This window comes from Quadrisphaera sp. KR29 (assembly GCF_052644995.1).
The window spans coordinates 35,205-56,325 of record NZ_JBQXXG010000019.1; the positions used below are offsets into that span (position 1 = coordinate 35,205).

Annotated in this window: 19 protein-coding genes and 2 pseudogenes; 14 read left to right on the plus strand and 7 right to left on the minus strand. The window is 77.9% G+C overall.

What is annotated here, in order from left to right:
• Window positions 1-23: 23 nt before the first annotated feature.
• Window positions 24-1,064, minus strand: coding sequence for a 2,3,4,5-tetrahydropyridine-2,6-dicarboxylate N-succinyltransferase (dapD, locus tag ACUN9U_RS15480; protein ID WP_445485908.1), 1,041 nt, complete (start codon window positions 1,062-1,064; stop codon window positions 24-26).
• Window positions 1,065-1,156: 92 nt separating this feature from the next.
• On the opposite strand from dapD, the gene dapE reads away from it, so the two are divergent.
• Window positions 1,157-2,377 carry a succinyl-diaminopimelate desuccinylase gene (gene dapE / locus ACUN9U_RS15485; RefSeq protein WP_445485909.1) on the plus strand — a complete coding sequence of 407 codons (1,221 nt, stop codon included), beginning with the start codon at window positions 1,157-1,159 and terminating at the stop codon, window positions 2,375-2,377.
• Between the two features lie 103 nt (window positions 2,378-2,480).
• A pseudogene (locus ACUN9U_RS15490) lies at window positions 2,481-3,299 on the plus strand (YhjD/YihY/BrkB family envelope integrity protein); the annotation flags it as partial.
• A 48-nt stretch (window positions 3,300-3,347) separates the two neighbouring features.
• Here ACUN9U_RS15490 and ACUN9U_RS15495 read toward each other — a convergent pair.
• Window positions 3,348-4,271: a LysR family transcriptional regulator gene (locus tag ACUN9U_RS15495; protein WP_445485910.1), complete on the minus strand. Its 924-nt coding sequence runs from the start codon at window positions 4,269-4,271 to the stop codon at window positions 3,348-3,350.
• Window positions 4,272-4,455: 184 nt separating this feature from the next.
• Between ACUN9U_RS15495 and ACUN9U_RS15500 the strand changes: the two are divergent.
• From ACUN9U_RS15500 to ACUN9U_RS15555, 12 genes and pseudogenes are all read left to right on the plus strand, one after another.
• Window positions 4,456-5,715, plus strand: a pseudogene (locus tag ACUN9U_RS15500) (MFS transporter); the annotation flags it as partial.
• 62 nt (window positions 5,716-5,777) lie between these two features.
• A complete protein-coding gene (locus ACUN9U_RS15505; RefSeq protein WP_445485911.1) occupies window positions 5,778-7,175 on the plus strand; it encodes an FAD-dependent oxidoreductase in 1,398 nt (465 codons plus the stop codon).
• 85 nt (window positions 7,176-7,260) lie between these two features.
• Window positions 7,261-7,530 (plus strand): hypothetical protein, encoded by a 270-nt coding sequence (locus ACUN9U_RS15510; protein ID WP_445485912.1) that lies wholly within the window; start codon window positions 7,261-7,263, stop codon window positions 7,528-7,530.
• Window positions 7,531-7,633: 103 nt separating this feature from the next.
• A complete protein-coding gene (locus ACUN9U_RS15515; protein ID WP_445485913.1) occupies window positions 7,634-8,242 on the plus strand; it encodes an LOG family protein in 609 nt (202 codons plus the stop codon).
• Between the two features lie 28 nt (window positions 8,243-8,270).
• Window positions 8,271-8,654, plus strand: a complete 384-nt coding sequence (locus tag ACUN9U_RS15520) for a DivIVA domain-containing protein (RefSeq protein WP_445485914.1) — start codon at window positions 8,271-8,273, stop codon at window positions 8,652-8,654.
• A gap of 1 nt (window position 8,655) precedes the next feature.
• On the plus strand, window positions 8,656-9,117 hold the full coding sequence (locus tag ACUN9U_RS15525; protein WP_445485915.1) for an SRPBCC family protein: 462 nt from the start codon (window positions 8,656-8,658) through the stop codon (window positions 9,115-9,117).
• A 10-nt stretch (window positions 9,118-9,127) separates the two neighbouring features.
• Window positions 9,128-10,402 carry a hypothetical protein gene (locus tag ACUN9U_RS15530; protein ID WP_445485916.1) on the plus strand — a complete coding sequence of 425 codons (1,275 nt, stop codon included), beginning with the start codon at window positions 9,128-9,130 and terminating at the stop codon, window positions 10,400-10,402.
• Window positions 10,403-10,539: 137 nt separating this feature from the next.
• Window positions 10,540-10,707 carry a DUF3117 domain-containing protein gene (locus tag ACUN9U_RS15535; protein WP_109772666.1) on the plus strand — a complete coding sequence of 56 codons (168 nt, stop codon included), beginning with the start codon at window positions 10,540-10,542 and terminating at the stop codon, window positions 10,705-10,707.
• Window positions 10,708-10,802: 95 nt separating this feature from the next.
• Entirely contained in the window at window positions 10,803-12,485 is a 1,683-nt protein-coding gene (locus ACUN9U_RS15540; protein WP_445485917.1) for a leucyl aminopeptidase family protein, read from the plus strand.
• Between the two features lie 17 nt (window positions 12,486-12,502).
• Window positions 12,503-13,204 carry an O-methyltransferase gene (locus ACUN9U_RS15545; protein WP_445485918.1) on the plus strand — a complete coding sequence of 234 codons (702 nt, stop codon included), beginning with the start codon at window positions 12,503-12,505 and terminating at the stop codon, window positions 13,202-13,204.
• A gap of 86 nt (window positions 13,205-13,290) precedes the next feature.
• Window positions 13,291-13,941: an RNA polymerase sigma factor SigE gene (gene sigE / locus ACUN9U_RS15550; RefSeq protein WP_445485919.1), complete on the plus strand. Its 651-nt coding sequence runs from the start codon at window positions 13,291-13,293 to the stop codon at window positions 13,939-13,941.
• 119 nt (window positions 13,942-14,060) lie between these two features.
• Window positions 14,061-14,702 (plus strand): twin-arginine translocase TatA/TatE family subunit, encoded by a 642-nt coding sequence (locus tag ACUN9U_RS15555; protein WP_445485920.1) that lies wholly within the window; start codon window positions 14,061-14,063, stop codon window positions 14,700-14,702.
• Window positions 14,703-14,736: 34 nt separating this feature from the next.
• Here ACUN9U_RS15555 and ACUN9U_RS15560 read toward each other — a convergent pair whose 3' ends face one another.
• Genes ACUN9U_RS15560 through ACUN9U_RS15580 form a run of 5 tightly spaced genes read right to left on the minus strand, consistent with a single transcriptional unit; the run spans window position 14,737 to window position 21,010 of the window.
• Window positions 14,737-15,900: an Mrp/NBP35 family ATP-binding protein gene (locus ACUN9U_RS15560; RefSeq protein WP_445485921.1), complete on the minus strand. Its 1,164-nt coding sequence runs from the start codon at window positions 15,898-15,900 to the stop codon at window positions 14,737-14,739.
• Window positions 15,901-15,919: 19 nt separating this feature from the next.
• On the minus strand, window positions 15,920-16,690 hold the full coding sequence (locus tag ACUN9U_RS15565) for a hypothetical protein (RefSeq protein WP_445485922.1): 771 nt from the start codon (window positions 16,688-16,690) through the stop codon (window positions 15,920-15,922).
• A gap of 54 nt (window positions 16,691-16,744) precedes the next feature.
• Entirely contained in the window at window positions 16,745-18,883 is a 2,139-nt protein-coding gene (locus ACUN9U_RS15570) for an ATPase, T2SS/T4P/T4SS family (RefSeq protein WP_445485923.1), read from the minus strand.
• A gap of 53 nt (window positions 18,884-18,936) precedes the next feature.
• Window positions 18,937-19,626, minus strand: a complete 690-nt coding sequence (locus tag ACUN9U_RS15575) for a DUF1003 domain-containing protein (protein WP_445485924.1) — start codon at window positions 19,624-19,626, stop codon at window positions 18,937-18,939.
• The gene (locus ACUN9U_RS15580; protein WP_445485925.1) at window positions 19,619-21,010 is read right to left on the minus strand and encodes a magnesium transporter MgtE N-terminal domain-containing protein; all 1,392 of its coding nucleotides are present in this window, start codon (window positions 21,008-21,010) and stop codon (window positions 19,619-19,621) included. The genes ACUN9U_RS15575 and ACUN9U_RS15580 overlap by 8 nt, the downstream gene beginning before the upstream one ends.
• Between the last annotated feature and the right edge of the window lie 111 nt (window positions 21,011-21,121).

The following is a 21,121-nucleotide window of genomic DNA, read 5'->3' on the forward strand; positions in this document are numbered from 1 at the left end:
TCCGGAGGAGGGGTCGGGTGGCGTCAGTTGGCGTGCAGCGCGTCGTTGAGGACGACGGCCGCCCGGGTGAGCGCCACCGCCTCCACGGCACCGGAGGTGGAGTTGCGGCGCAGCAGCAGCCCGTCGCGGCCCGACAGCTCGCGGGCCTTGACGACGACGGCGTCGTCGCCCGGCTGCCAGCCCTCGGGCGCGGCGGCGACGGCGAGGTCACCGGTGAGCACGACCTTGGTGCCGGCGGTGACGTACAGGCCCGCCTCGACCACGCAGTCGTCGCCCAGGGAGATGCCGATGCCGGCGTTGGCGCCCAGCAGCGACCGCCTCCCCACCGAGACGACCTGCGTGCCGCCTCCGGAGAGCGTGCCCATGATGGACGCGCCGCCGCCGACGTCGCTGCCGTCACCGACCACCACGCCCGCGGAGATGCGCCCCTCGACCATGGAGGCGCCCAGCGTGCCGGCGTTGTAGTTGACGAAGCCCTCGTGCATGACCGTGGTGCCCTCGGCCAGGTGGGCGCCCAGGCGCACCCGGTCGGCGTCGGCGATGCGCACGCCGGTGGGCAGCACGTAGTCGACCATGCGCGGGAACTTGTCGACCCCTAGCACGTGCACCGGGCCGCTGGCGCGCAGCCGCAGCCGGGTCTGCTCGAAGCCCGGCACGGGGCACGGGCCGCGGTCGGTCCACACGACGTTGGCGAGCACCCCGAAGATCCCGTCGAGGTCGACCGTCCGCGGGGCCACCAGCCGCGCGGAGAGCAGGTGCAGGCGCAGGTAGGCGTCGGGGGCGTCGGCGGGCGGCGCGTCGAGGTCCACCTCCGTGCGCACCACCTGGGTGCGCACGCCGCGGGCGGTGTCCTCCCGCTCCAGCGCCGCCAGCGCGGCGGGCACCGCGTACGGGCTGTCGTCGGAGGGGGCCGGTCCCAGGGCCGGGGCGGGGTACCAGGTGTCCAGCACCGTCCCGTCGGCGGTGGACGTCGTGGCCAGGCCGTAGCCCCAGGCCCTGCGGGAGGCGCCCGGCGCCGGAGGTGGGGTGGTCGCGTCCGTGCCGGCAGCCGTGCCCGTGGTCATGGTCCCAGGGTAGGGAGGCCGGCGCGGTGCCGGGCGCGCTCGCCGACCTTCGTCCCGGGCCGCCACCCGCGCGGGCCGTAGTGTCGTGCTCCGTGAGCAGCTCCCCGGCGCGCACCGACCGCGCGGCCCCCTCGCCGCGCCTGGACCTGGCCGGTGACGTCGCCGACCTGGCCGGCGCCGTCTGCGACGTCGAGTCCGTCAGCGGCCGGGAGGGCCCGCTGGCCGACCTCGTCGAGGACGCCCTGCGCGCGCTGGGCGCGCGCGGGGGCGGCGGCAGCGCCCACTACGAGGTCCTCCGTGACGGCGACGCCGTGGTCGCGCGGACCCGCCTGGGCCGCCCGGAGCGCGTCGTCGTCGCGGGCCACCTCGACACCGTCCCGCTGGCCGGCGGCGACCTGCCCTCGCGCCGGGAGGTCGTCGAGGGCGTGGAGCGGCTCGTGGCCCGCGGCGCCACCGACATGAAGGGCGGGGTGGCGGTGGCGCTGTCGGCGGCCGCGGCCGTGGCGGACGCGCTGGCGGCCGAGCCGCGCCGCCTCCCGCGCGACGTCACGTGGGTCTTCTACGACCACGAGGAGGTCGACTCCGCCCTCAACGGCCTCGGCCGGCTGGCGCGCCGGCGCCCCGACTGGCTCGCCGGCGACGTCGCCGTCCTGGGGGAGCCCACCAGCGCCGGCATCGAGGGCGGCTGCAACGGCACGCTGCGCGCCGAGGTCCGCCTGACCGGCCGCGCCGCGCACTCGGCGCGCTCCTGGGTCGGCGTCAACGCGGTCCACCTCGCGGCCCCCGTGCTGGCCCGCCTGGCCGCCTACGAGGCGCGCAGCATCGAGGTCGACGGGCTGGTCTACCGCGAGGGGCTCAACGCCGTCGGCATCAGCGGCGGCGTGGCCGGCAACGTCATCCCCGACGCGTGCACGGTCACCGTGAACCACCGCTTCGCGCCGTGCTTCACCCCCGCCCAGGCCGAGGAGCACGTCCGGGGGGTGTTCGCCGGGCTGGAGGAGCAGGTCGGCGCCGAGCTGGTGGTGGTCGACGCCGCCCCCGGCGCCCGGCCCGGCCTGGACCACCCGGCCACGCGCGACTTCGTGCAGCAGGTGATGGCCCGCAGCGGGCGCCAGCCCGTGGCCAAGCTGGGCTGGACCGACGTCGCCCGGTTCTCCGAGCTCGGCGTGCCCGCGGTGAACTTCGGCCCCGGCGACCCGCTGCTGGCCCACACCGCCGGCGAGTGGTGCCCCGTCGAGGAGGTCCGCGAGTGCCGCGAGGCGCTGCTGGCCTGGCTGCTGCCGACGACGCCGGCCGCGGCGTCCCGGGACTAGCCGGGCCGTGCCCCCCACGCGGCTCGTCGTCAGGCTGCAGGCCCCCGCCCAGCGGGCGCCCTGGCGGCTGCGCGGGCGCAACCCCGTGGCGGTGGCGGCGCGGGTGGCGCTGCGGGCCTCCGACCTGCGCCTCGGCGGGCGGGCGGCGGAGATGTGCTTCTACCTGCTGCTGTCGGCGGTGCCGCTGGTCACCGCGCTGGGCGCCGGGCTGGGCCTGCTCGGGCGCTGGCTGGACCCCGAGGACGTCGGGGACGCGCAGGCGTTCCTCGTGCAGCTGCTGGAGGCGGTGCTGAGCCCGGCGCTGGCCTCCAGCCTGGGCGCGCCGCTCGTGCGCGAGCTGCTCGCGCAGGAGCAGACCGGGGTCGCCCTGGGCAGCGCGCTGGTCGCCCTCGTGGTGGCCAGCCGGGTGGTGCGCTCGGCGCTGCGGGTGCTGCGCGAGGGGGGGACGCCGGTGGAGGAGCGCCGCCCGGTGCTGCTGTTCCTGCTCTCCTTCGTGCTGACCTTCGTGGCCGTGGTGGCCGGGGCGCTGGTGCTCGTGGTCCTCGTGGTGGGCCCGCTGCTCGGAGGCGGGGAGCGCCTCGCGGACGCGCTGGGGCTGGGCGGCGCCTTCGCCACGGCGTGGGCGGTGGGCCGCTGGCCGGTGCTGCTGGTGGTGGTGGCCGCGGGGCTCGCGCTGCTGTACCGGGTGGGCGCGCCGGTGCGCGTCACGTGGCGCTCGGTGGCTCCCGGCGCGGTGCTCGCCACCGCGGCGCTGGTGGGGCTGGTGGTCGCCTTCCGGGCGGCGCTGGCGGTGCTGGGCACCCCCGGCCCGGTGACCAGCTCCGGGGACGAGGCCGTGCAAGCGGCCGCCACGGTGGTGGGCGCGCTGGTGGCCGCCATGCTCCTGGGCTGGCTGGGCAGCGCGGTGGTGCTGCTCGGGGGGCTGGTCGACGAGGAGTGGGCCGCCGCTGCGCGCCCGGCGGCGCCGGGCTCAGCCGGAGACGACGGCGGGCCCGCTGGCCAGCACGGCGGCGACCAGCGCCCGGGAGGCGGGGCGCTCGGCGGTGCGCGGGTTGGTGAGCAGCACGAGGTCGGTGGTGCCCAGCTCGGGCAGGAGGACCTCGGCGCGGACGTCACGGCGCAGCACTGACAGCTGCGGGGGCACCAGGCTGCGCGGCACCGCCGACAGGCCGATGCCGGCGGCCACGGCGGCGATGAGGCCGTTGGTGCCGCGGCACAGCGCAGCGGTGCGGTAGGCCGTGCCGGCGCGCTGCAGCGCCTCCTCCATCATCGTCCGCGCGATCGACGGCGGCGGGTAGAGCACCAGCGGCACCGGGGCCGCAGGGTCGAGCCGGGTGGTCGGGGTGCCCACCCAGACCATGCGCTCGCGGCTGACGAGCTGCTCGCCGATGGCCGCCCCGGTGACGTGGCGGCTGGCGTCGCCCGCCGCCGGGCGCCGCCCCACGTAGACGTCCAGGCGGTCGGCCGCCAGGCGGCGGTGCAGGGTCCCGCTCTGGTCGACCGCGAGGTCGAGGTCGACCAGCGGGTTCTCGCGGCGGAACTCGCGCAGGATGGCGGGCAGGCGGGTCAGCGCCAGGTCGTCGGACATGCCCATCCGCAGCCGGCCGTGCGGGCGCTGGCCGCGGAAGTAGGCGGTGGCCCTCTCGTGGGCGGCCACGATCTCCTGCGCCAGGCCGATCATCGCCTCGCCGTCGGGCGTCAGCGACACGCTGCGGGTGTCCCGCAGCACCAGCAGCCGGCCCGTGGCGGCCTCGAGCTTGCGCACGTGCTGGCTCACGGTGGGTTGCCCCACACCGAGCCGGGCGGCGGCCCGCGTGAAGCTGCGCGCCTGCGCCACGGCGAGGAAGGAGCGCAGCTGCACGACGTCGTACCCGCTCCCCACCTGCTCACCCATCACGGTCCATGATGCCAGTCAGAGCACCGATCGGCTCCGGTGATGCTGCGGCAGCACCCGAGCGCGCGAGAGGCTGGTGCCCGGCGGCGACGGTCCGTGACCGCGAGCGGTCCGCGACCCGCGCTGCCGCCGCCCCGGTCCGCCACCACCCCGGTCGCCCCGCCGACCCCCGGAAGAGGCCCTCTTGGCCCCCCGCGCCCTCGCGCCGCTGTCCAACCGCCCGTACCGCACCTACCTCGCAGGCCACGCCGTCGCCAGCACCGGCGTGTGGATGCAGAACATCGCCACCGACTGGCTCGTGCTGGAGCTCACCGGCAGCCCCGCCGCCGTGGGGGTGACCATGGCCTGCCAGTTCGCCCCCGTGCTGCTCCTCGGCCTGCACGCCGGGCAGCTGGCCGACAGGTTCCCCAAGCGGACCCTGCTGATGATCACCCAGGCCGCCTTCCTCACCCTGACCTCCACCCTGGCGCTGGTGACGCTCACCGGCGTGGCCAGCGCCCCGCTGGTGTGGGTGCTCGCGCTGCTGGGCGGCTGCGTCACCGCCGTCGACGGCCCCGCGCGCCAGGCCTTCGCCGGCGAGCTGGTGCCGGCCGAGCACCTGCGCGGGGCGGTGTCGCTGAACTCCGCCGTCTTCCAGACCTCCCGGCTGCTCGGACCCGCCGTGGCCGCCACGCTCATCAGCACCGTCGGCACGGGCTGGGCCTTCGCCGCCACCGCCGCCTGCTTCACCGCGCCGCTGGTCGCGCTGGCGCTGCTGCGCCCGGCGGACCTGCTCACCCGGCCCGTGCCGCGCGTGCCGGGGGCGGCGCGGGACCGCGGCGGCGTGCGCGCAGCCCTGGCGCACGTGCGCGAGCGCCCGCACGTGCTGGTCACCATCGTGCTCGTGGGGGTCGTGGGGACCTTCGGGCTCAACTTCCCCGTGGTCCTCACCGCCATGTCCACCGAGGTCCTGCACGGCGGCCCGCAGCTCTACGGCGCCTTCAACACCGCCCTGGCGCTGGGCTCCACCGCCGGGGCGCTGGTCGCCGGCACCCGCGCCACCACCCGGCTGCGCCTCATCGTGGCCGCCTGCCTCGGCTTCGGGGCGCTGCAGGCGGTGGCCGCCCTGGCGCCGGACGCGGCCGTGCTGCTCGTCGTCCTCGTGGCCGTGGGGGCGGTCAACCTGGCCTTCCAGGCGATGGCCAACTCCTCCGTGCAGCTGTGGGTGGACCCCGGCGTGCGCGGCCGCGTCATGGGCCTGTACCTGCTGGCCTTCGTCGGCGGCACCCCGCTGGGCGCGCCGCTGGTCGGCTGGATCACCGAGACGTGGGGCGCCCGGGTCGGGCTGGCCTTCTGCGGCCTGGTGCCTGCCGGAGCCGCCCTCGTGGTCGCCGTCCTGCTGGCCCGGCGGGTGGGCGTCCACCCCGCGAGGGCGGTCGCCGCGCGCGCCGGCGATCTCCGGATAGCGTCGAGCGCATGGCTCCCGGCCGCTCCCGCGTCGTCGTCGTCGGAGGTGACGCGGCCGGCATGGCAGCGGCCTCGCAGGCCCTCCAGCAGGCCGCGGCCCGCGGGCGAGACCTGGAGGTCGTCGCGTTCGAGCGCGGCAGCGCCACGTCGTACTCGGCGTGCGGCATCCCGTACTGGGTCGGCGGGGTAGTCGGGTCCCGCGAGGAGCTCATCGCGCGCAGCCCGGAGGAGCACCGCCGCCGCGGCGTGGACCTGCGGATGGGCACCGAGGTGGTGGGGGTCGACCTGGCCGCCCGCACCGTCACCTGGCGGCGCGCCGGCGGGGCCGGCGACGGCGGCGGGCCGCCCGAGGGCAGCGAGGGCTTCGACCAGCTGGTCCTCGCGACCGGCGCCGTCCCGCGCCGCCCCGACGCCCCCGGCTTCGACGCCGGCCCGGAGGCCGGGGTGCACGGCGTGCAGACCCTCGACGACGGCTCGTCGCTCATCGCCGACCTCGAGCGGGGCCAGCGGGACGGCACCGTGCGGCGGGTGGTGGTGGTCGGCGGCGGGTACATCGGCCTGGAGGTCGCCGAGGCCTGCGTGGTCCGGGGCCTGCACGTCACCGTGGTCCAGCGCGGCGCGACCCCGCTGGGCACCGTCGACGACGACATGGGCGCCTTCATCGCCGACGCGGTGCGCGACGAGGGCGTCCACCTGGTCACCGGCGAGGAGGTGTGCGGCCTGGAGCTCGCGCCCGCCGCCGAGGGCGGCCGTGTGAGGGCCGTCCACACCGCCAGCGGCCTGGAGCTGCCCTGCGACCTGGTCGTGCTGGGCCTGGGCGTGGCGCCCTCGGTGGCGCTGGCGCGGGAGGCCGGCGTGCCGCTGGGGGAGTCCGGCGCCATCGCCGTCGACGTCGCCCAGCGCACCGGGGCCGAGGGCGTGTGGGCGGCCGGGGACTGCACCGAGGTGCGCCACCGCGTCTCCGGGCGCGGGGTGCACGTGCCGCTGGGCACCCACGCCAACAAGCAGGGCCGCGTGGCCGGCATCAACCTCGGCGGCGGCTACGCCACCTTCCCCGGCGTGGTCGGCACGGCCATCACCAAGGTCTGCCGGGTGGAGATCGGGCGCACCGGGCTGTCCACCGACGAGGCCGCCGACGCCGGCTTCCAGGTGGTCACCGCCGCCGTGGACTCCACCACCACCGCCGGCTACATGCCCGGCGCGGAGCCGGTGCGCGTGAAGCTGGTCGCCGACCAGCGCAGCGGCCGCCTGCTCGGCGGGCAGGTGGTCGGCCGCTCCGGGGCCGGCAAGCGCGTGGACGCCCTGGCCATCTGCGTGTGGAACGAGATGTCGGTGGAGGAGGTGCTGGCCCTGGACCTGGCCTACGCCCCGCCGTTCGCGCCCGTGTGGGACCCGGTGCTCATCGCCGCCCGCAAGGCCGCCCAGGCGGTCGAGCGGGCGTGCTCGCCGGGCGCCTGAGCCGCCGGGACCGACACGCCGCCGCCACGCTGTCCCGCCCGTCCGGGGGCTGGTGGCGACCGGTGGGCGGGGGCGATGATCGGTCATGCGCGTCGTCCCCGCCCCCGCCCGCAGCGCGGTCGTGCGCGACCGCGACCGCCCCGCCCGCGCCCTGCGCGTCACCACCCACCCCGACGCAGGCCTGGTGGTGCTCTCCGTGTGGGACGGCGACGTGTGCACCACCACGCTGCGGCTGGACCCCGAGGACGCGCCCGACCTGGTCCGCGCCCTCACCGACGCGGCCGTGGCGGCGGCGCCCCGGCGGCCCCGCTCCCCGGGCGGGCCGGTGACCGGCGGGGTCGCCGCCGCCAGCTGACCCGCGCCCCGGTGGGCGCCGGAGGTGGGGCTCAGCGGGTGGCCCGCCACGGACGGCGGCGTTCCCGGGGCGGCCCCGCGGCAGCGGCTGGCAGGGTGGGGGCGTGCCCGCGATCGCCGTGTACTGCTCCGCCTCCGAGCGGATCGACCCGCGCCACGTCCAGCTGGCCGCCGACGTCGGCGCGCTCATCGCCGCCCGCGGCCACTCCCTGGTCTCCGGCGGGGGCTCGGTGTCGATGATGGGCGCGGTGGCCCGCGCCGTGCGCGAGGGGGGCGGGCGCACCTACGGCGTCATCCCGCGGTCCCTGCTGGAGAAGGAGGTCGGTGACCGCTACGCCGACGAGCTGGTGGTCACCGAGGGCATGCGCGAGCGCAAGGGGCTCATGGACGACGCCGCGGACGCCTTCGTCGTCCTCCCCGGCGGCCTGGGCACCCTGGAGGAGCTGCTGGAGGTGTGGAGCGCGCGGGCGCTCGCCCTGCACGCCAAGCCCGTCGTCGTCTGCGACCCCACCGGGGTGCTCGCCGGCCTGCGCGGCGTGGTGGCCGAGCTCGTCGACGCCGGCTTCGTGCTGCCCGCCGCCGCGGCCGAGGTGACGTGGACGACCAGCCCGCAGCAGGCCCTCGACGCCGTCGAGGCCGGCCTGGCCGACCCGGGGGCGCCCGCCCCCGTCCCCGCCGTCCGCGCGCAGGAGGGTCTGGAGGCGGGCGCCTGAGGCGGCGCCCGTCTGGCAGCATCGCGGCGTGAGCATCGTCCTGCTGCTGCTGGCGGTGGCCGTGGTGGGGGTGGTCGTCGCCGTCGCGGCGGGCCGGCTGCCGACCGGGATGCCCGCGCCCACCTCCAGCAGCCCGCACCGCCCCCTGCCGCCGCGCCCGCTGGAGCCGGCGGACCTGGACGCGCTGCGCTTCTCGGTGGTGCCCCGGGGCTACCGGATGGACCAGGTCGACGCCGCCCTCGACCGGCTGCGCGCCGAGCTCGCCGAGCGCGAGCGCCGGCTGGAGGCGCTCGCCGCCGCAGCCACCACGCCCCTGGGCGGGCAGGTGCCCCCGCACGCAGGCCCGCACGCCGCCCAGCACGCCCCCGCCCGGGCCCCCGGCCGGGCACCGACCCGTGAGGAGCAGATCTGACGTGGCCCGCTTCACCGCGCACCGCGAGGTGGCCGCCCCCGCCGACGTCGTCTGGGAGCTGGTCACCGACTGGGCCCGCCACGGCGACTGGATCCCGCTGACCACCATGCGCGTGGAGCGCGACACCGGCGGCGCCGGCACCCGCTTCACCGGGCGCAGCGGCGTGGGGCGCCTGGCCTTCGACGACCCCATGGAGGTCACCTCCTGGGAGCCGCCCACACCCACCCGCGCCGGCACCGCCGCCATCGACCACCTCGGCTCCCTGGTCCTCGGCCACGCCGAGGTGCAGGTGGTGCCGCTGCCGGGCGGGCGCAGCCGGCTGCGCTGGACCGAGGACATCGCCCTGGTCAGCCGCACCCTGTCGCGCGCCGTGACGCTGCCGATCGCCCTCGGCGGGCGCCTGGCCTTCGGCAGCACCCTGAAGAAGGTGGCCGCCGAGGCCGAGGCGCGGGCCGCCCGGTGAGCGGCGGCGGGTGAGCGCCCCGCCCCGGGCGCCGCGCGGCGGACAGCTCGAGCGGCTGCTCGACGGGCTGGTGGCGGCCCGCGAGGGCGCCGGAGCGGCCGCGCGCGTGGCCGGCGCCCGCGCCGGCCAGCGCTTCGGCCTGCTGCCCGGCTGGGCGCAGGCGCTGCTGGTCTACGCCGCCACGCGGGTGTTCGCCGCCGTGGCCACGGTCTGCGTCGCGCCCTTCCAGGAGCAGTCGGTGTGGACGCCCGCCGCGCCGTCCTACCCCGTCATGGCCGCCGGCCTGTGGGACGCGACCTGGTACCGCAGCATCGCCGAGCACGGCTACCCGCTGCCCCTCCCGCGCTCGCAGGACGGCGCCGCCGCGCAGAGCGAGTGGGCCTTCTTCCCCGCCTACCCGCTGCTCGTGCGGGTGCTGATGACCGTCACCGGCGGCAGCTGGGAGGTCGTCGCGCCGACCACGGCGCTGCTGGTCGGTGCAGGCGCCGCCGTCGTCCTGCGGCGCCTGTTCGCGCGGGTGGCGGGGGAGGGGGCGGCCCTGGCGGGTCTGCTGCTGGTGCTGTGCGCGCCCGCGGCGCCGGTGCTGCAGTACGCCTACACCGAGGCCCTCGCGCTGCTGGCGCTGGCGTGGGCGCTGCTGGCCCTGGTGGAGCGCCGCTACGGCTGGTGCGTGCTGGCGGTGCTGCTGCTGGGCGCCACCCGCGCCGTGGCGCTGCCCTTCGTCCTGGTGGTGCTGGTGCACGCCCTGGCGCGCTGGCGCGCCGAGGGGCGCGGTGTCGCGGTGCGCGACCGGGTGGCGCTGGTGGGGCTCCTGGTGGCCAGCGGCGTCGCCGGACTGGCCTGGCCGGTGGCGGTGGGGGTGGCCACCGGGGTCCCCGACGCCTACACGCAGGTGCAGTCGGCCTGGCGCAGCGGTCGCGTGGTGTGGGTGGAACCGTGGTTCCGGGCGTCCTCGCAGCTGTTCGGCGACGTCGCCGGTCCGGTGGTGCTCGTGGCCGCGCTGCTGGCGCTCGTGTGGTGGTGCACCGGCCCCGCGGCGCGGTCGCTCGGCCCGGAGCTGCCCGCGTGGGTGCTCGCGCAGCAGGCCTACCTGCTGGTGGTGCTGGACCCGTGGACGTCCCTGTTCCGCTACCTGCTCCTGCAGGTCCCCGTGGCGCTGCTCATCGCCGTCCAGGTGCGCTCCCGGGCGGCGGTGGGGGCGTGGGCGGTGGCCGGGCTGGCGCTGCAGGTGGTGTGGGTCGCGTGGCTGTGGCGGTTCTCCCCGCCGTCGGACTGGCCGCCGTGACCTGCGGCGCGCGCCCGACCGGTGGACGCCTGGGTTACCGGTCGTCAGCCGCCGATGGGATGATGGTCACCGACCGCGGGCGCTCCCAGCGCCCGCTCCACCGATGGCGTGCCTTGCACGTGGAAGGGGTGTGCCTCATGGCTGCCATGAAGCCCAGGACCGGTGACGGTCCCCTGGAGGTCACCAAGGAGGGGCGCGGCATCGTCATGCGCATGCCGCTCGAGGGTGGTGGCCGCCTCGTGGTCGAGATGAACCCGGACGAGGCCAACGCCCTGGGCGACGCGCTCAAGACCGCCGCGGGCTGAGCGTGGCCGGCGCGCCTCCCCCCTCGGCGCCGCCCGCGCACGGCAGGGCCGCTGACCTCGCCGTCGGCCCCCGCCCCGACCGCCCGCTCCCGCGGGTGGAGGTCGCGGCCCCCCTGGAGACCGCCCCCACCGCCGGGGGCGCGACAGCAGCCACGGCCACCGGCACGGCCGGGGCCACCGGGGCCACCGGTCCTGCCGGTGGCCCCGGTGGCGCCGCGCTGGGCGGGGCGTCGCTGCTCGTGGTGCCGGTCGGTCGCCCCGCGCGCGGCGGTGACGAGGGCGCCCGCGGCGACAGCCCTCCCGACGCCGCTGGCACCGCTGAGCCCGCGGACGACGTCGCGCTCGGCCCCGCCGGGGCGTGGCTGGCCGCCAGCACCGGCCTGGACCTGGTCGAGGTGTGCCGCCTGGCGCGCTGGCGCGCGGCCGCGGGCAGCGTGCTGCCCCTGCACGGCGCCCGCCTGGCCGCAGATCCCCGCGGCGCCGACGGCGCCCCGACGCGCCTGGTGCTGCTGGGCACCGGGTCCGGCTCGCCGCGCGACCTGCGCCGCGCCGGCGCGGCCCTCGCGCGCACCGCCCGGGGCACCGACCGCGCGGCCACCACGGCCGCCGCCGGCCTGGACGCGGAGGGCCTGCGCGCCCTCGTCGAGGGGCTGCTGCTGGGCTCGTGGTCCCCGCCGCGCACCGGCCTCGGCGAGGGGCCCGCGCCCGCCGCGGGCGCTGTCGTCCTCCTCGGCGCACCCGCTGGCCACGAGGCGGCGCTGGCCGCCGCGGCCACCGCCGCCACCGCCACCTGGCGCGTGCGCGACCTGGCCGCCGCGCCGTCGTCCACCAAGAGCCCGGCGTGGGTCGCGGACCAGGCGCGCGCGCTGGCCGGGGCCGCCGCCGTGGCCGCGGGCTCCGGCACGCTGACGGTCCGGGTGCTGGACGAGGAGGAGCTGGCCCAGCGCCGCGCCGGCGCTCTGCTGGCCGTGGGCGCCGCCTCGCAGCACCCGCCGTGCCTGGTGCGGGTCGACTGGACGCCCGCCGACCCCGCCGCCGCGCAGCGCGGGCGCGCCGTGCTCGTGGGCAAGGGCATCACCTTCGACACCGGCGGGCTGGCGCTCAAGCCGCGCGAGTCCATGGTGGCCATGAAGACCGACATGGCGGGCGCCGCGGTGGTGCTGGCCACCGCCGTCGCCGCCGCCGAGGCCGGCCTGCCCCGGCCGGTCACGGCCCTGCTGCCGCTGGCGGAGAACGCCCTGGGCGCCGCCAGCTACCGGCCCGGGGACGTCGTCCGCGTGCTGGACGGCACCACCGTGGAGGTCGACAACCCCGACGCCGAGGGGCGGCTGGTGCTGGCCGACGCCCTCGCCCTGGCCGACGCCGAGCTGGACCCGGCGCTGCTGCTCGACGTCGCCACGCTGACCGGGGCCGCGACGCTGGGCCTGGGGCGCCAGCACGCCGCGCTGTTCACCGAGGACGACGCCCTGGCGGCCGCGCTGGAGCGGGCCGGCGAGGCGACCGGAGAGCGGGTGTGGCGGATGCCGCTGGTCGAGGACTACCGACCCAGCCTCGACTCCGACGTGGCGGACCTGCGGCACGTGCCCTCCTCCCCGGCGCCCGGCGCGGGCGCGGTGACCGCGGCGCTGTTCCTGCGCGAGTTCGCCGGGCGCCGCCGCTGGGCGCACCTCGACATCGCCGGCGTCGGGCGCGCCGAGAAGGAGTCCCACGAGGTGCCGCGCGGCGCCACCGGCTGGGGCGCGCGCGTGCTGCTGGCGCTCCTGCGGGACCTGCCGTGACCCCCGGGGTGCCGGGCGTGCCCGGCCTCCCCGGCGGGCAGGCGCCGGCCGGTGCCGCTCCGCGGCGGGCCCCGGCGACCTCCGCGAGCGGCTCCAAGGCCGCCAGCTGGCAGTACGCCGAGCACTTCGTGCCCGAGTCCGAGGCGGTGGAGCGCGCGCGCACCCGGGCCCGGGAGCTGGGCATCGCCGCCGTCGGCAACGGCGCGGGCGCGCTGCTGGCCACGCTGTGCGCCGCGGTCGACGCGCGCGCCGTCGTCGAGGTGGGCACCGGCGCTGGGGTCTCGGGGCTGTGGATGCTCGGCGGCATGCCGCGCGACGGGGTGCTCACCACGATCGACGCCGAGGCCGAGCACCTGCGGGCGGCCCGCACCGCCTTCGCCGAGCTCGGCGTGCGCAGCGGGCGGATCCGCGGCATCACCGGCCGGGCCGTCGACGTCCTGCCCCGCCTCACCGAGGGCGGCTACGACCTCGTGCTGCTCGACGCCGACCCGGTCGGCACCGACGCCTACCTCGAGCGGGCGGTGCGCCTGCTGCGCCCGGGCGGGGTGGTGGCGCTGCACGGCGCGCTCTCGGCCGACCGCGCCGGGGACCCCGCCCAGCGGGACCCGGTGACCACGGCGGTGCGCGAGCTGTCCCGGGCGCTGCGGAGCTCCCCGGACCTGCTGCCCGCCCTCGTGCCCAGCGGCGAGGGCCTGCTGCTGGCGGCGCGGCGGCGGTGACGACCCGGCCGGCGCCCGCGCCCGCGTGACCCGGCTCACACCCGCTCCCCAGGCCGTTGCCAGCCTGCAGGAGCAGAGTGTTGGCCATGCCAGCGCACGCGGGCGCACAGCGCCCCTCCCCGCCGACCCCGTCGGCCGGGGAGGAGGCGTGGGTGCCGCCCTCGTGGGAGGAGCTCGTGCGCGAGCACTCCGCGCGGGTGCACCGGCTGGCGCACCGCCTGACCGGTGACCGCGACGACGCCGACGACCTCACCCAGGAGGTCTTCGTGCGGGTGTTCCGCTCCCTCGACAGCTACGTCCCCGGCACCTTCGAGGGCTGGCTGCACCGCATCACCACCAACCTCTTCCTCGACCAGGCCCGCCGCCGCCGGCGGCTGCGCTTCGACGCCCTCACCGAGGAGATCGCCGCGCGCCTGCCCGACCGGGGCGCCGGGCCGGAGCGTGCCTTCGAGGCGGGCCGCTTCGACGTCGACGTGCAGGCCGCCCTGGACAGGCTCTCACCGGACTTCCGCGCCGTGGTCGTGCTCGCCGACGTCGAGGGGCTGACCTACGAGGAGGTCGCCGAGGTGCTCGGGGTGAAGACCGGCACGGTCCGCTCGCGGCTGTCCCGGGCGCGCGCGCAGCTGCGCAAGCACCTGCAGCACCGGGCGCCCGCGCGCCCCGCGCCGGTGCCCGCGCGCCGCCCGGGACCGCGCGTCCTGGGGGGCCCCGGACGGGTGGTCCCGCTCGTCGGCTGAGCCCGCCGGGCGCCCGCACCCGGCGGGTGTGGCCCTCGGACCCGCGCGGCGGGGGCAGGATGGTGCCCGGGGCCCCCGTTCCAGGGCCCGGTCAGGTGCGGTGAGCGAGGGAGCAAGCTGTGTTCGGCATCAACCCCGGCGAGTTCGCCGTGCTGCTGGTCATCGCCCTGGTGGTGGTGGGACCGGAGCGGCTGCCGAGGTACGCCGCGCAGCTGGGACGGGTGGTCCGCGAGGGCCGGAGGATGGCGATGGGGCTGCGCGAGCAGGTCCGCGGCGAGCTCGGACCCGAGTTCGACGACGTCGACTGGAAGAAGCTCGACCCGCGCCAGTACGACCCGCGCAAGATCATCCGCGACGCCCTGACGGACGCCCTGGAGGACGACGAGCCGCCCGCGCGCCCCGCGGGCAAGCCGGTCAGCAGCGGCGGGCCCGCGGCCGTCGGTGGCGCCGCGGCTGCCGATGCCACGGCTGCCGATGCCACGGCTGCCGGTGCCACGGCCGCCTCCCGCGCGGGTGGCTCCGCGAAGCCGCCGGCCGCCGGGCTGCCGTCGGTCAGCCCGGCTGCCAAGCGCCCGGAGAGCGCGGCACCGGCCGCGGGAGCCGTCGCCGCAGGGGGAGCCGCTCCGGCGACCCCGGGCTCCGGCGGTGCGGCGGACCGCAGCGCGGCGGACGGCGGTGCGGCGGGTGAAGCCGGTGACGCGGCCGGCGTGCCGATGGCCCGGTCCGCCGCCGGCGCGGCCGTCGACCTCGAGGCGACCTGACCGTCCCTGCACCGCCCGCGGGCGGGCGGGCGCCTCAGACGGGCACCACGCCCAGGGGGCGCCCCGCGAGGCCGCGGGCCCGCCGGCCCAGGGTGCGCGCCAGGTCGGTGAGCACCACCGCGGCCGGCGAGGTGGGCGCCGACAGCACCACGGGCGCGCCGGCGTCGCCGCCCTCGCGCACCGCGACGTCCATCGGGACCTGCGCCAGCAGCGGCACCGCTGCGCCGGAGTCGCGCGAGAGCCGCTCGGCCACCGCGGCGCCGCCCCCGGAGCCGAAGACCTCCAGGCGCGAGCCGTCGGGCATCGGCATCCAGCTCATGTTCTCCACGACCCCGACCACGCCCTGCCCGGTGCGCGCCGCGAGCCCGCCGGAGCGGTGGGCGACGTCCGCGGCCGCCGGCTGCGGGGTGGTGACCACCAGCAGCTCCGAGCCCGGCAGCAGCTGCGCGGCGCTGATGGGCACGTCGCCGGTGCCCGGCGGCATGTCGAGCAGCAGCACGTCGAGGTCGCCGAAGTGCACCTCGGTGAGGAACTGCTGCAGCGCGCGGTGCAGCAGGGGGCCGCGGTGCATCACCGGCTGGCCGTCCGGCACGACCATGCCCATGGAGATGACCTTGACGCCGTGCGCCACCGGCGGGATGACGACGTCGTCGATCTTCACCGGCCTGTCGTGGGTGCCGAGCATGCCGGGCACCGAGAAGCCGTGGACGTCGGCGTCGACCAGGCCGACCCGCAGCCCGTCGCGGGCCATGGCGACGGCGAGGTTGACCGTCAGGGTCGACTTGCCGACCCCGCCCTTGCCCGAGGCCACGCAGTAGACCCGCGTCAGCGACCCGGGCCGGGCGAACGGCACGTCGCGCTCGCCGCCGGCGGGCCCGCGCAGCACCCCCCGCAGCCGGGAGCGCTGCTCGTCGTCCATGACGCCGAGGTCCACGCGCACCCCGCGGACGCCCTCGACACCGCTGACCGCCGCGGTGACGTCGCGCTCGAGGGTGTCGCGCAGCGGGCAGCCCGAGGTGGTCAGCAGCACCTGCACGAGCACCGCTCCGGTGGCCGAGACCTCCAGCTGGCCGACCATGCCGAGCTCGGTGATGGGGCGGCGGATCTCGGGGTCGAGCACGGTGCCCAGCGCCGCGCGGACGGCTGCCTCGTCGGGCCCCTGACGGGGGGCGGACGTCGGACGGCGGAGCAGGCTCACCCCCCGAGGGTAGGCGCGCTCACAGCGGTGCCAGCAGCCCCTCCGCGGTGGCCACGGCGCGCTGCTGCTCCCCGGTCAGCCCCGACCCGCCCCCGCGCCCGTCGCCGCTGCCGTTGTGCAGCCACACCACCCCGCCGCGGGCGTCGGTGAGCCAGGTCTGGCGGCCCGCGGCGCCGTCGTCGTCGCCGTCGGTGCGCCAGGCGATGGTGACGAGCACGCCGCCGCCGGGGGAGGCGGTGACGCACTCGGCGAGGTCGTCGCGGCCGGTGCGGAAGCTGGTGTCGCTGTCACCGGCCCAGCTCAGGGGGTAGCGGGTGGTGCAGTCGACCAGCGGGAAGAGCCCGGCCGTGGGGACGGCGGCGGCCGGGTCGGCCGGGTCGGGCCGTACAGCCACGCGCACGCCGGAGACGTCGCCGTCGGGGGTCAGGACGCGCAGGCGCCCGGTCCAGACGCCCTCGCCGACGGCGTCCCGCAGCGACACCGGCTCGGCCAGCTGCACCCCCGCGTCCTGCAGGGCGTCGGCGAGCCGGCCCTCCACCCGCTCCTGCGGGCTGCGCAGCAGCTCGGAGGCGCCCACCAGCACGAGGACGACGGCGACGGCGCCAGCGGCCACGCCCGCCCACGCGCGGCGCGAGCGGCGGGCAGCGGGTCCGTGCGCCGGCGCACCGGTGGGCAGCGCCGGCTCGTCGCCGTCGACGTCCCACGCGGCACCGCCGGCGGTCGCGTCGTCGTGCGCGCTGAGGTCGACCAGGAGGACGTCGTCGGCGTCGGCCGTGCCGGGCGTCCTCACGCGTCCTCCCGCTGCCCGGGCCGGGGCGCGGCGGCACCCGGCGTCAGGACGAGGCTAGGCCCAGCGCGGCGGTGCGGCCTGCTGGTGGACCTGCCGCGCCTGCGGGACCTGCTGCACCGGGTCACCCGGGTGGAGCGGGTCTGCCGGGTGGAGCGGGTGGGGCGCTGCCGGGGCCGGTGCGGGGTCGTCAGCGCCGATGAGCCGGCCGGCGCGCGGCGCGCCCACCGGTCGTCCCGGTGCCGCGACCTCCGCGCCGGCGGGGCTCAGCGCCCGGCCGGTCACCGGGGCCGCGCACCACGGGCAGCAGGCCCACTCCTGGCGCAGCGGGCGGTGGCAGCTGGAGCAGCCCGCCTCCCGCTGGGCGGTGCCGCAGTAGGGGCAGGCGACCATGCCCTCCTCCAGCGACCGCTCGCAGGCGCGGCAGCTGGTGGGGGCGGCGTCGTCGGAGGCGGTGACGCGCAGCGCCTCCTCGAAAGTGGTCTGCCCGGCCATCGCCTTGCGGACGGCGGAGTCGCGCAGGGAGGCCATGCCGCGCTGGGCGGCGGCCTCGCCCACGGCGGCCTTGCGCGGGTCGGCGATGAGCACCCGCCGCAGGTCGGCGTCCACCTGGAGCACCTCGTACACGGCCGTGCGCCCGCTGTAGCCGGTGCCCCCGCAGTCCGGGCAGCCGGTGCCCCGGCGCGGGGTGGCCCCGGCCAGGTCGGAGGCGCGCAGGCCCAGGGCCGCCAGCACCACCGCCGGAGGCTCGTAGGGCGCCGCGCACGAGGCGCAGGGCTTGCGCACCAGGCGCTGGGCGATCGCCGCGGTCAGCGAGGAGGCCACCAGGAAGGGCTGCACGCCCATGTCGACCAGCCGGGTCAGCGCCGCCACGGCGGAGTTGGTGTGCAGCGTGGTGAGCACGAGGTGGCCCGTCAGGGAGGCCTTCAGCGCCAGCTCGGCGGTCTCGGAGTCGCGCACCTCGCCGACCAGCACGATGTCGGGGTCCTGCCGCAGCACCGAGCGCAGGCCCGCCTGGAAGGTCATCCCCGTCTTGACGTTGACCTGCACCTGCGTGATGCCGGGCAGCTGGACCTCGACGGGGTCCTCCAGGGTGATGATGTTCTTCTCCGGCGTGAGGACCTCGGCCAGCGCGGAGTACAGCGTGTTGGTCTTGCCCGAGCCGGTGGGCCCGGTGATGAGCACCAGGCCCTGCGGCACCGACAGCGCCTTGCGGAAGACCTCCAGCTGCTCGGGCTCGAAGCCCAGGGAGTCGAGGTCGGGCACGGCGTCCCCGCGGGTGAGCAGGCGGATCACGGCCTTCTCCCCGTGCAGCGCCGGCAGCGTGGAGACGCGGCAGTCGAAGGCGGTGCCGTCGACGACGACGCGGCTGCGGCCGTCCTGCGGCACGCGCCGCTCGGCGATGTCCAGGCCCGACATGATCTTGATGCGGCTGATGATGGGCCCGGCGGCGCGCTTGGAGGCGCTCATCACCTCGCGCAGCACGCCGTCCACGCGGTAGCGCACGCGCAGCTCGTCGCGCTGGGTCTCGATGTGGATGTCCGAGGCCCGCGCCCGCACGGCGTCGGACAGGATCCGGTTGACCAGCTTGATGACCGGCGACTCCTCGTCGCCGGCGGCGGCGTCCTGCTCCAGGGACGCCGCCGAGCCCGGGCCGGCCTCCAGCTCGCCGCCGGCGTCCTCCACGGCGGCCGCCGAGGAGCGGTCCTGGCCCAGGGACCAGGCGCGGGCCAGCTGCTCGCGGACCTGGCTCTCGGTGGCCACGGTGACCACGAGGTCGGTCGAGCCGGTGTGCAGGCGCACGTCGTCGAGGGCGAGCACGTTGGTCGGGTCCGCCACCGCCACCACCAGGCCGGTGCGCGTGCGCTCCAGCGGCACCACGCGGGTCCGCTCCGCCACCGCCTGCGGCAGGCTGCGCACCACCTCGGCGTCGGGCACCATGCGCGACAGGTCCACCACGGTGAGGTTCAGCTGGTCGGCCAGCGCCCGCGCGATCGTGCGCTCGTCGGCGATGCCCGACTGCACCAGCAGCTCCCCCAGGCGCTTGCGGCGCCCGGTGCTGCTCTGCTGCCCGGCGAGCACCTCGGCCAGCTGCGCGGGCGTCAGCACCCCGGCGTCCACGAGGACGTCGCCGAGGCGCCGGCGCTGCAGCGACTGCAGCGTCGAGAGCGTGGGGGAGGGTCTTGCGGGCGTCACGCGAGGTGCATCGGCACGCGCGCCGGGCCGGTTGAGCGCTGGGGCGGTGCCTGTCAGCGCTCGGTGGTGGCGTGCACCTGGCCGGTCGGCGCCGAGGCGTCGAGCGGGGCCTCGGCGGCCCTCGCCAGCGCCTTCTCGCGCTTGCGGGCCTTCTCGCGCGCCTTCTCGCGGCTGCGGTCCAGCGGCCTGTCCAGGCGCGGCTCCTGCTCGTCGTCGTCGTCCTCGCCGCGGCGCTGGTCGGCGGCCAGCAGCTCCAGCTCCTCCAGCAGCGTGCGCAGCTCGGACCTGACGAAGTCCCGGGTGGCCACCTCGCTGACCGCCAGCCGCAGCGCGGCGACCTCGCGGGCCAGGTACTCGGTGTCGGCGAGGTTGCGCTCGGCGCGCTGGCGGTCCTGCTCCAGGCCCACCCGGTCGCGGTCGTCCTGGCGGTTCTGCGCCAGCAGGATCAGCGGGGCGGCGTAGGAGGCCTGCAGGGACAGGATGAGCGTCAGCAGCGTGTAGTTCAGCGCCCGGGGGTCGAACTGCGCCGACTCGGGCGCGTAGGTGTTCCACGCCAGCCACACGACGACGAACACCGTCATGTACAGCAGGAACTGCGGGGTGCCCATGAAGCGGGCGAAGGCCTCGGAGATGCGCCCGAAGCGCTCCCGGTCCAGGCGCGGCACGCGCGGGGCCAGGCGCTGGCGGCCCTCGCGGGGCACGTCCAGGGCGTCGCGGCGCCGGCCGTCGCGGTCCTCAGCCACGCGCCCTCCTCCCGGCGGGGCGCGGGCGGGGGGCTCCGGGCTCCACCGCGCGCAGCTGGCCGGTCACCGTCGCCAGCTCCTGGCGGGCCTCGACGGACTCCTCGTCCACCTCCCGCCAGTCGTCGGGCAGCAGGTGGTCGAGCACGTCGTCGACGGTCACCGCGCCGAGCAGGCGGCCCTGCGGGTCGGCCACGGGCAGCGACACCAGGTCGTAGGTCGCCAGCCGGCGGGTCACCACCGCCAGGGGCGTGTCGGGCGCCAGCGGCTCGATCTCCGTGTCGAGCAGCCCGCCGATCGCCTCGTGCGGGGGCTCGCGCAGCAGCCGCTGCAGGTGGACCACGCCGAGCAGGCGCCCCGTGGGCGTCTCGGTGGGCGGGCGCACCACGAAGACGGCGGCGGCCAGCGTGTAGGGCACCTCCGGCCGGCGCAGGGTGGCCAGCGCCTGGGCCACGGTCGCCTCGGGGCCCATGACCACCGGCTCGGTGGTCATCAGACCGCCGGCGGTGTCCTCCTCGTAGGCCAGCAGGCGGCGCACGTCGCGCGCGTCGTCGGGCTCCATGAGGCCCAGCAGCTGCTCGGCGGCCTCCTCGGACAGCTCGTTGAGCAGGTCCGCGGCGTCGTCGGGCTCCATCGCCTCCAGCACGTCGGCGGCGCGCTCGCGGCCCAGCGCCGACAGCACCTGCACCTGGTCGTCGTCGGGCAGCTCCTGGACCACGTCGGCGAGGCGCTCGTCGTCCAGCTCCGCGGCCAGCTCCACCCGGCGCTTGAGCGGCATGTCGTGCAGGAGGTCGGCGATGTCGGCCGGCTTCATCTCCTCCAGGGAGGCCGCGAGCAGCGCCGCCCCCTGCTCCTGGGGGGTGCCGAACAGGCCCGCGGCGTCGTGGACGTCGATGAGGGCGGTGGAGCCCTTGCGCCGCAGGCCCTTCTTGCGCCCGCCACGGGGTGACTCGCGCACGAAGAGCCGGGCGACCTCCCAGTCCCGGCTGCGGGTCTGCTCCAGCGCGACGTCCTCCACCGAGCCCTCCACGGGGCCGTCGACGTCGGCCCCGCGCACCGCTCGCGCGGCGGCACCGCCGAGCACGACCTCCCTGTCGAACAGGTCGGTGATGACGAGCACCTCGGCCTCGCGCTGCTCGAAGCGGCGCACGTTGAGCACCCCGGTGGTGATGACCTGACCGGTGTCCATGCTGGTCACGCGCGTCATGGGGACGAAGATGCGCCGCTTGCCCGGCACCTCCACCACCAGTCCCACCGCCCGCGGCCTGCGCGCCGCGCGGGGGAGGACGACGACGTCGCGCACCCGCCCCACGCGGTCGCCCACGGGGTCGAACACCGGCAGCCCGGCGAGGCGCGCGACGAAGACCCGGGACGGTGCGCCGCTCACGTGCAGCGAGCGTAGTCGCGACGGCCGGGCTGCCCCCGGCAGCGGCGCCCGCCCGGGCGACGCGGCCGCACGGGTCGGTGCTGCAACGCGGGCCGCCACCGCCGTGGACCG

Bases quoted from the DNA above. Each gene is read 5' to 3' on its own strand.
- sigE (WP_445485919.1), top strand. From the start codon at position 13,291: ATGCCAGCGCACGCGGGCGCACAGCGCCCCTCCCCGCCGACCCCGTCG.
- ACUN9U_RS15495 (WP_445485910.1), bottom strand. From the start codon at position 4,271: ATGGGTGAGCAGGTGGGGAGCGGGTACGACGTCGTGCAGCTGCGCTCC.
- dapD (WP_445485908.1), bottom strand. From the start codon at position 1,064: ATGACCACGGGCACGGCTGCCGGCACGGACGCGACCACCCCACCTCCG.
- ACUN9U_RS15505 (WP_445485911.1), top strand. From the start codon at position 5,778: ATGGCAGCGGCCTCGCAGGCCCTCCAGCAGGCCGCGGCCCGCGGGCGA.
- ACUN9U_RS15510 (WP_445485912.1), top strand. From the start codon at position 7,261: ATGCGCGTCGTCCCCGCCCCCGCCCGCAGCGCGGTCGTGCGCGACCGC.
- ACUN9U_RS15535 (WP_109772666.1), top strand. From the start codon at position 10,540: ATGGCTGCCATGAAGCCCAGGACCGGTGACGGTCCCCTGGAGGTCACC.